The sequence below is a fragment of the Rubrivivax benzoatilyticus JA2 = ATCC BAA-35 genome (genome assembly GCF_000190375.1).
GTDB lineage: Bacteria > Pseudomonadota > Gammaproteobacteria > Burkholderiales > Burkholderiaceae_C > Rubrivivax > Rubrivivax benzoatilyticus.
The window spans coordinates 1-7,660 of the sequence record NZ_AEWG01000108.1 but is presented as its reverse complement, the minus strand read 5'-3'; the positions used below and the strand labels follow the sequence as shown (position 1 = coordinate 7,660).

The 7,660-nt window shown below is 68.7% G+C and carries 11 protein-coding genes; 6 read left to right on the top strand and 5 right to left on the bottom strand.

Going from position 1 to position 7,660, the window contains the following annotated elements:
- Together RBXJA2T_RS12960 and RBXJA2T_RS12955 are read right to left on the bottom strand one after the other, a co-directional pair.
- Positions 1–227: tetratricopeptide repeat protein (locus RBXJA2T_RS12960; protein WP_009857840.1), on the bottom strand; the 227-nt coding region annotated here is incomplete at its 3' end.
- Positions 228–290: 63 nt separating this feature from the next.
- On the bottom strand, positions 291–1,049 hold the full coding sequence (locus tag RBXJA2T_RS12955; RefSeq protein ID WP_009857839.1) for a sulfite exporter TauE/SafE family protein: 759 nt from the start codon (positions 1,047–1,049) through the stop codon (positions 291–293).
- A gap of 124 nt (positions 1,050–1,173) precedes the next feature.
- On the opposite strand from RBXJA2T_RS12955, the gene RBXJA2T_RS12950 reads away from it, so the two are divergent.
- The 6 genes from RBXJA2T_RS12950 (at position 1,174) to RBXJA2T_RS12925 (ending at position 5,648) form a co-directional block, all read left to right on the top strand.
- Positions 1,174–1,395 carry an RNA-binding S4 domain-containing protein gene (locus RBXJA2T_RS12950; RefSeq protein WP_009857838.1) on the top strand — a complete coding sequence of 74 codons (222 nt, stop codon included), beginning with the start codon at positions 1,174–1,176 and terminating at the stop codon, positions 1,393–1,395.
- An 11-nt stretch (positions 1,396–1,406) separates the two neighbouring features.
- Positions 1,407–2,720 carry a type III PLP-dependent enzyme domain-containing protein gene (locus tag RBXJA2T_RS12945; protein ID WP_009857837.1) on the top strand — a complete coding sequence of 438 codons (1,314 nt, stop codon included), beginning with the start codon at positions 1,407–1,409 and terminating at the stop codon, positions 2,718–2,720.
- Positions 2,721–2,792: 72 nt separating this feature from the next.
- Entirely contained in the window at positions 2,793–3,338 is a 546-nt protein-coding gene (locus tag RBXJA2T_RS12940; protein ID WP_009857836.1) for a GNAT family N-acetyltransferase, read from the top strand.
- Positions 3,339–3,416: 78 nt separating this feature from the next.
- Entirely contained in the window at positions 3,417–3,809 is a 393-nt protein-coding gene (locus RBXJA2T_RS12935) for a DUF6404 family protein (RefSeq protein ID WP_009857835.1), read from the top strand.
- Positions 3,810–4,249: 440 nt separating this feature from the next.
- Positions 4,250–4,855, top strand: a complete 606-nt coding sequence (locus RBXJA2T_RS12930) for a hypothetical protein (protein ID WP_009857834.1) — start codon at positions 4,250–4,252, stop codon at positions 4,853–4,855.
- Positions 4,856–4,973: 118 nt separating this feature from the next.
- Complete coding sequence (locus RBXJA2T_RS12925; RefSeq protein ID WP_138938868.1) at positions 4,974–5,648, top strand: hypothetical protein; 675 nt, start codon at positions 4,974–4,976, stop codon at positions 5,646–5,648.
- 140 nt (positions 5,649–5,788) lie between these two features.
- Here the strand turns inward: RBXJA2T_RS12925 and RBXJA2T_RS12920 are convergent, their stop codons facing one another.
- The 3 genes from RBXJA2T_RS12920 to RBXJA2T_RS12910 all read right to left on the bottom strand — a co-directional run.
- Complete coding sequence (locus RBXJA2T_RS12920; protein ID WP_009857832.1) at positions 5,789–6,112, bottom strand: type II toxin-antitoxin system HicB family antitoxin; 324 nt, start codon at positions 6,110–6,112, stop codon at positions 5,789–5,791.
- Entirely contained in the window at positions 6,109–6,360 is a 252-nt protein-coding gene (locus tag RBXJA2T_RS12915) for a toxin HicA (RefSeq protein ID WP_009857831.1), read from the bottom strand. The genes RBXJA2T_RS12920 and RBXJA2T_RS12915 overlap by 4 nt, the downstream gene beginning before the upstream one ends.
- A 50-nt stretch (positions 6,361–6,410) precedes the next feature.
- A partial coding sequence (locus RBXJA2T_RS12910; RefSeq protein ID WP_009857830.1) for a class I adenylate-forming enzyme family protein occupies positions 6,411–7,660 on the bottom strand: 1,250 nt, incomplete at its 5' end.

The following is a 7,660-nucleotide window of genomic DNA, read 5'->3' as shown; positions in this document are numbered from 1 at the left end:
TCGGCCGTCGGCCGGCCGAGCTGGCGCGCCAGCGGCGCGGCCAGGCGCAGCGCCGGCAGGTGGGCCGGGTCGCGCGCGAGCGTGCCGACACACAGCTCCAGCGCCGCCTCGGGCCGTTCGTCGTCGTGGAGCAGCTGCGCCAGGTGCTGGCGCAGGTCGAGGTCGTCGGGCGACTGCTGCAGCGCGGCTTCGAGCGCGGCGATGACGGAGGCGGGAGGTCTGGGCATCGGAGGATGAGTTTTGACGGCTCGCCCTCAGTATCGGCCGCGCCGGCCGCCGCCGGAGGGCGATCAGCGCAGGAAAGCGTCGTAACCCGTCTTCAGGATCAGCGCCGCGACGACGACGATGAACACGTGGCGCACGAAGCCGGCGCCGTGTTTGAGCGCCAGCCGCGAGCCGATCAGGCTGCCGGCGACGTTGGCCACCGCCATCGTCAGGCCGATGTGCCACCAGACGTGGCCCTTGGCAGCGAACAGGCCGATCGCCGCCAGGTTCGTCGCCACGTTCAGCAGCTTGGCCGAGGCCGAGGCGTTGAGGAAGTCGTAGCCCAGCAGGCGCACGAACAGGAAGATGAAGAAACTGCCAGTGCCCGGGCCGAAGAAGCCGTCGTAGAAGCCGATGACCAGGCCGATGGCCGAGGCGCCGGCGATCTCGGCGCTGCGCGACGCGATCGGCGCGTGGTGCTGGCCCAGATCCTTGCGCGCCACGGTGTAGAGCAGCACCGCCAGCAGGATCAGCGGCAGCGCCCTGCGCAGGAAAGCCGGGTCGACCAGCGTCACCGCCCAGGCGCCGAGCAGTCCGCCGACGAGCGCCGCACCCGCCGCCGGGCCGAGCACCGCCCAGCGCAGGTCCACACGCCGCGCGTACTGCCAGCAGGCGAACGAGGTGCCCCAGACCGACGCGCTCTTGTTGGTGCCGAACAGCGTGGCCGCCGGCGCCTGCGGGTAGGCGGCGAACAGCGCCGGCACGAGGATCAGCCCGCCGCCGCCGACGATGGAGTCGACGAGGCCGGCGAAGAACGAGGCGAAGGTGACGAGAGCGAGGTCCATCGGGAAGCGGCGGCCCCGCAGGCGGGGCGAACAGTCGGATCGAGGGGGCGCGGCCGCGCGCGCCGGCCGTCGGGCGACGGCGGGCGCGCATTGTCTCAGGGCGCCGCAGGGGACAATCGGCGCGATGGACACGACCGACTTCGCCCTGCGCGGCGACTACATCACGCTGGACGCGCTGCTCAAGGCCACCGGCTGGGCTTCCAGCGGAGGCGACGCCAAGGCCGCCATCGCCGACGGCCGCGCCGTCGTCAACGGCGAAGCCGAGACGCGCCGCGGGCGCAAGCTGCGCGCCGGCGACGTCGTCGAGTTCGACGGCCACCGCGCGGCGATCCAGGCCGCCGGCTGAAGGAGTCGCCGATGGCGCTGGACCTTGCCGCCCTGCTGGCCGAAGCGCTGCCGGCCACGACCAAAGGCCTGGCCGCACGCGCGGTGGGCCGGCCGCTGGCCGATCTGGGCGCGCTGGGCCTGACGCTGACCGGCGGCGAGCTGCCGTTCCCGGTGGCGGTGCTGAAAGACTCGGCCCTGGCGCACAACAGCGCCTGGATGCGCGACTTCTGCGCCCGCGCCGGCGTCAGCCTGTGCCCGCACGGCAAGACGACGATGGCGCCGCAGCTCTTCGAGCGCCAGCTCGCCGACGGCGCCTGGGGCCTGACCGCCGCCACCGCGGCCCATGTGCGCAGCTACCGCCGCTTCGGCGTGCCGCGCGTGCTGCTGGCCAACCAGCTGGTCGGCGCGGCCAACGTCGACCTCGTGCTGGCCGAACTGGCCGCCGACCCGGCGTTCGACTTCTACACGCTGGTCGACTCCGAAGCCGCGCTGGCCGAGCTGCTGGCCGGGCTGGCGCGGCGGCCGATCGGCCGGCCGCTGCAAGTCTTGCTGGAACTGGGTGCGCCGGGCGCGCGCACCGGCGTGCGCGGGCGCGACGCCGCGCTGGCGCTGGGCCGGGCGATCCGCGCCGCCGCGCCGGCCGTCGTGCTGCGCGGCATCGAAGCCTACGAAGGCGTGGTGCCGGGCGACGGCGAAGCCGCGGTCGAACTGGCGGCGCTGACGCTGATCGAGCAGATCGGCGACATCGCCGCGGCCGGCGTCGCCGAAGGCTGGTTCGCGCCCGGCGAGATCATCGTCTCGGCCGGTGGCTCGCAGTTCTTCGACCTGGCAGCGCAGGTGCTGGCGGCGGTGGCCGCGCGCCCGGGCGGCCCGGCGGTGCGCCCGGTGCTGCGCAGCGGCTGCTACCTGTCGCACGACGCGCTGCACTACGAGCGCATGCAGGCCCGGCTGCGCCAGCGCGCCGGCGCGGCGTGGGGCCGCGGCCCGGGGCTGCGCAACGCGCTGGAGGTCTGGACCGTCGTGCAGTCGGTGCCCGAACCCGGCCGCGCGATCTGCGCCGCCGGCAAACGCGACCTGTCGCACGACCTGATGCTGCCGCAGCCGCTGGGCTGGTGGCCGGCCGGCGAAGCGGCGCCGCGCGCGGTCCCGTCAGGCATCAAGACCGTGGCGCTGTCGGACCAGCACGCCTGGGTGGACGCGGCCGACGGCGCGATGCCGTGGCGCGTCGGCGACCTCGTCGGCTTCGGCGTCGGCCATCCGTGCACGACGTTTGATCGCTGGGGGCTGATTTACACGGTCGACGACGGGTATCGGGTGACGGGCGGGGTGAGGACGTTCTTCTGAGCTTCCTCGGCACCGAGGCGGGGCCGCGACGACCCGATGCGCCTCGGTTGAGAAGTTCGTTGGAGTGAGCCGATGCCGATCGAAACCTCGCGCTTGAATCTGCTGACGCCGGAGGAGGTCTCCGCCGAGGCGGTGCAGCGCTACTTCGTCGCCAACCGGGCGTTCCTGGCCGACTGGGAACCGAGACGGTCAGACGATTACTACGATCTCCCGACGATTTCGAAGATGGTCGAGGCGCAGCAGGAACAGTTCCGCGCGCGCACGGGCGTCAACTTCTACCTCACACGGCAGGGAAGCGCGGAGGTCATCGGCACCATCGGCTTCTCCAACATCGTCTACGGCTGCTTCCTGTCGTGCTTCCTGGGTTATCGCTCGAGCCAGGGCAACGAGGGCCAGGGGTTGATGCAGGAAGGGCTGAGGGCCGCGATCCGGTGGGTGTTCGAGTCACTCCAGCTGCATCGCATCGAAGCGAACGTGATGCCGCGCAATCTGGCGTCGAAGCGGGTGCTGGAACGGCTCGGGTTCGAGTTGGAAGGCAGCAGCCGGAAATATCTGAAGATCAACGGCGTCTGGGAAGATCATCAGCATTACGTGCTGTTGAACGAGGGTGTCGAGTAGCAAGCTTCCGAGGGCAGAATCAAACCTGTGCCTTCGCGGCACCATCGACAAGGTCCAGGTGCGCTGCAGGGAGGTTCGGTGAGCGATTTCGAAGCCAAGCGTGAGACAGCACTTCGCCTTCTCAAGGCGACGGGAATCACCGAATCCAACTACGGCCCGCCGCTTCTGCGCCTCTTGTGGCGCCTGGGGTTTCAGGTTCGTCCACCGCACTTCGCCAGTTTCGGCGCCACGGCCGTATTCGCCGGTTCGTTTTTCGCCATCGGCTGGGGAGCCGTGATGTGGCTGCTGGTGTGGCACAGCGCAGGCTTGTCCCCGATGGCCGCCTTGGGTTCGAGCGCCATCGCGGGTGTCGTCTTCGGCCTAGTGATGAGCGCGTACTACGCCCACGGTCGCAAGAAGCACCGCTTGCCGGACTGGGACAGCCTTGGCACGACCAGCTTCGCGCAGACAGCCGACACCCATAGCGGCTGAAGTCGCCGGAGCGACCGTTAGCCCTTCTGGGCTTCGTTAGCGGCTGGACCGCCGCGCGTGCCACCGCAGTAGCGTGCCGCGGTCACCGGGTGGCCGGTTCCGTTCATGTCCCCCGGGCGGGCTGCGCCCGCCCTCCTCCTTTACTTCACTCCACCGGCCACCCGGCGCCCGCGGCAGGGCGGTGCGGGTCTGTCCGCTCGGTATGGCCGCCCTCCCCTCGAAAGCGGGCCGAGGGATTGGCGGACAGGATCGCGCGGCGCAGAATCGTGCGCAACCGGTGCCACTTTCGGCGTCATTTTTTTACGCCTACGAACTTGGGCGCTCAGCGACGGGAATCTCAAGCGCGACAAGGGCTTGATTCTCCGCAAGGGCTACGTTTTGCCCGAGCGTTGGATGTGATATTCGGCGTTCGTGCGCAGCATATAACAAGAGTTAGAGATATGAACCAGCCGCTGATCGGCCCAGGGCATGTCGGAGTCGGAGGCGACTTCGCCCGCGTCTTCGATCCGGAAGACTACATGACCATGGTGAACGCGCTCGACGAGGCCACTGTCGTCCTCCGAGCCCACCTCGTGTTGGAAGAGTTCTTAAACATCTGGGCGGCGCGCGTCACTAGCACCGAAGATCTCTTCGAGGGCGGCTTCGTCCCGTTCAAGACCAAGCTCTTCATATGCAAGAACCTTGGCTTTGCACCGGAATTCTGCGATGTCTTCGACCGAGTGAACACAATCCGCAACCGATACTCTCATCGTCGGAATTACAAGCTTGAAGAAAGCGGGTTGGCCGGCCTGCGTGACGCGGTGGACGCGTTGCCGTCGCCGCAGCCGCTTCTGCCCTGTGAGAAGTTCGAGATCTACCTCGAAGGGCATGACGCGAGCGGAGATCGAAAGCAGCTGACATACACCTGGGCAACTGCCGACACGAAGAAGCGAATGGCCTTAGTGCAGGTTATCCTGGTCTTGAAACTGGTTCAGTGGATGCAGCACACATTCAACGCCCGTTGCATCAAGTACAACCTTGTCGTGTGGCCGGCCGGCACCCAATGAGCTCTAACAGGTCGTTCGACACTGACATGCACCGTCAAGGCGCCGCAAGCCGTGCGCAGCAGTTTACGTCTTGCGGCGCCTTGCCGGTGCGTGGCGAAAAACTCCGACGTTATTCGTCATGAATGAACACGAGCATCTCCTCGTCGAGCTTGAAACAGCCAAGGCTGTGGCGGGCGACCTCACTGCATCGTTGCCTTCATTGATCGATCCAGCAATGCTGACGCTCCGTTCGAAGCTCCCCTTCACGGCGCTGTCGATCCGCGAAGTGCTTTTCTACCGGGTTGCGCATCTGGCGACGGCGGCGGTTGCCCTCTACGAGAGAAATGACTACTTGGGTGGAGTCATCCTTACTCGGTCAGTTATCGAAACTGTTGCTCTCTCATCTGCGGTCGAACGAGCATTAAACCGCTTCCTGCGAGTACGGAACAAGGAAGCGCTTCACCGGTATCTCATGCAAGTGCTGCTCGCCCGCGGCGCCCCCGACGCGAAGTACAAACCAATGAACGTCACCGGCCTCGTGGACCGTCTCGACGAGCGGGCGCCCGGCTTCAGAGACAGGTACAACGCATTCTCCGAGTGCGTGCATCCCAACTGGTCTGGAACATTCGGAACGTTCGCGCGCATCGATGAAGGCACGAAAATCGTTCATCTCGGAGTGTCGGAGTACTCAACCACGTGGGGAGCAGGCGTTCATGCGCTTACAGACGCGCTCATCGAGTTTCAGCGCATCTACGACACCTTGCCCGCTCTCATCACCGCGATGAACGACTACTTCGAGAAAGATGGCGCTTAACGAGGAGGCGTCGGGATCAGATCTTGCCATTTGCAGCACAGCCCGCGAACGCGGGCCGCTCTTGAGAGGCCAGTCATCCAGCGGCCGAAGTGGCGTGCAAAAGGCAAGACCTGACCCCAGCCATCCGCGACAGCCGCGCGTCAAGCGGCGAGCTTGCTGCTCACCAGCCGGTTCAGGCTGACCCCTTGTTCGGCCGCCTCGATGACCAGTTGCCGATGCTGCTGCGGCGGGATGCGGACCTTGAACTCGCCGCTGTAGCGCCGGTCGGCGATCGGCTCGGGCACCGGCTCGGCGTTGGCCGCCATGTCCTTCACGCAGTCGGCCACCACGGCGCGGATGCCGGCCAGCGCCTCCTCGGGCGATGCGGCCAGCCACGACAGCGACGGGAACTCGGCGCACAGGCCGACGTGTTCGCCGTCCTCGGCGGACCAGGTGACGCGGTAGGTGTAGTGGTCGACGTTCATCGTTGGTGCCCCTTCAACTTCTCGATGGCCGCCAAGACCTGGCGCACCTGGTACGCCTTGGCCTTGCCCTTGTCGTCCTGGATGTTGACCCGGGGGTCTCCCGCCCAAGGCGTCTTGAACACCGCATGGCTGCTGCCCGACTGACGCGCCGGGCCGAACCAGTGTTCGCACACCTTCTTGAGGTCGTTGAAACGGACGCCGGAAGGCGAAGCCTTCATCTGCGCCAGGATCGACTCGAGGTCCGCCATGGCTAATGGTGCCATTAATGGCACCGCGAGGCAAACTCAAGCGCGGCGGATCAGGCCTTCAGCCCCCGCAACTCAGCACTCCTCGCCCCCAGCGCCCCCCGATCCGGCTTGCCCGCCGCCGTGACCGGCAGCGCATCGGCCCAGACCACCGCCCGCGGCCGCTTGTGGCGTGCCAGGTGCGCGGCCAGGTGGGCGACGATCGTGGCGTCGGGCGGCGGCGTGCCGTCGGCCACCAGCGCCGCGGCGACGGTCTGGCCCCAGGTTTCGTCGGGCACGCCGAAGACCGCCGCGGCGGCGATGCCGGGCAGGGCTTCCAGCACACGCTCCACCTCGGCCGGGTAGACGTTCTCGCCGCCGGTGACGATCAGGTCGTGGCGGCGGCCGAAGAGTTCGACATGGCCGTCGGCGTGGATGCGGCCGTGGTCGCCGGTGTCGAACCAGGCCTCGGGGTCCAGCGCCGGCTCGCCCAGGTAGCCGTGCATGCGCATCGCGCCACGCACCTGCAGGCGCTCGCCTTCGGCACGCAGCTCGGCGCCGGGCAGCACGGTGCCGCAGCCCCAGGGTTCGGCGTCGAAACGCGCTTCGTACGGCGTGGCGACGATCTGCGAGCAGGTCTCGGTGCAGCCGTAGGTCACGACGACCGGCAGCCGCGCCGCACGCGAGCGGGCGAAGAGCCGCGGCGACGCCGCCGAGCCGCCCAGCAGCAAGGTGCGGAAATACGGCGGCGCCACCCAGCCCGGGTGCGCGTCCAGCGTCAGCGCCAGCATCGTCGGCACCAGCGAGGCCAGCGTGATGCGCTCGTGCTCGATCAAGCCCGGCAGCCGCGCGGCGTCGAAACGCGGCGCCAGCACCAGCGTCGCGCGCGCCGCCAGGCAGCGCGTCAGGATCGACAGCCCGCCGACCCGCGCCAGCGGCATCGCCAGCAGCCAGCGGTCGCCGGCCTGCCAGCCGACGTTGGCGGCGTGCGCGGCGGCGGAGGCGCGGAAGGCGGCGCGGGTCAGCACCGCGCCGCGCGAGCGGCCGGTGGTGCCGGAGGTGAAGATCACCGCCGCCGCGTCGGCCGGCAAGGCGCCGGCCGCTTCGCAGGCGGCGATCTCGGCCGCGTGTTCGGCGGCCGTGGCGCGCGGGTGCAGCAGCAGTGCCGGCACGCCGGCTTCCAGCAGCGCCAGCAGCTCGACGACGGTCGCGACCGCGTTGTGGCCGACGACCGGCACCGCGCCCCGCGCATGACCTGTCAGCGCGGCAATGCGCGGCGCGGCCGCGGCGGCCAGATCAGAGAAGGTCCAGACGCGACCGTCCT

Coding starts and splice junctions, on each gene's coding strand:
- RBXJA2T_RS12920 (WP_009857832.1), bottom strand. CDS start 6,112: ATGAACGTCGACCACTACACCTACCGCGTCACCTGGTCCGCCGAGGAC.
- RBXJA2T_RS12950 (WP_009857838.1), top strand. CDS start 1,174: ATGGACACGACCGACTTCGCCCTGCGCGGCGACTACATCACGCTGGAC.
- RBXJA2T_RS12930 (WP_009857834.1), top strand. CDS start 4,250: ATGAACCAGCCGCTGATCGGCCCAGGGCATGTCGGAGTCGGAGGCGAC.
- RBXJA2T_RS12955 (WP_009857839.1), bottom strand. CDS start 1,049: ATGGACCTCGCTCTCGTCACCTTCGCCTCGTTCTTCGCCGGCCTCGTC.
- RBXJA2T_RS12940 (WP_009857836.1), top strand. CDS start 2,793: ATGCCGATCGAAACCTCGCGCTTGAATCTGCTGACGCCGGAGGAGGTC.
- RBXJA2T_RS12925 (WP_138938868.1), top strand. CDS start 4,974: ATGAATGAACACGAGCATCTCCTCGTCGAGCTTGAAACAGCCAAGGCT.
- RBXJA2T_RS12945 (WP_009857837.1), top strand. CDS start 1,407: ATGGCGCTGGACCTTGCCGCCCTGCTGGCCGAAGCGCTGCCGGCCACG.
- RBXJA2T_RS12915 (WP_009857831.1), bottom strand. CDS start 6,360: ATGGCGGACCTCGAGTCGATCCTGGCGCAGATGAAGGCTTCGCCTTCC.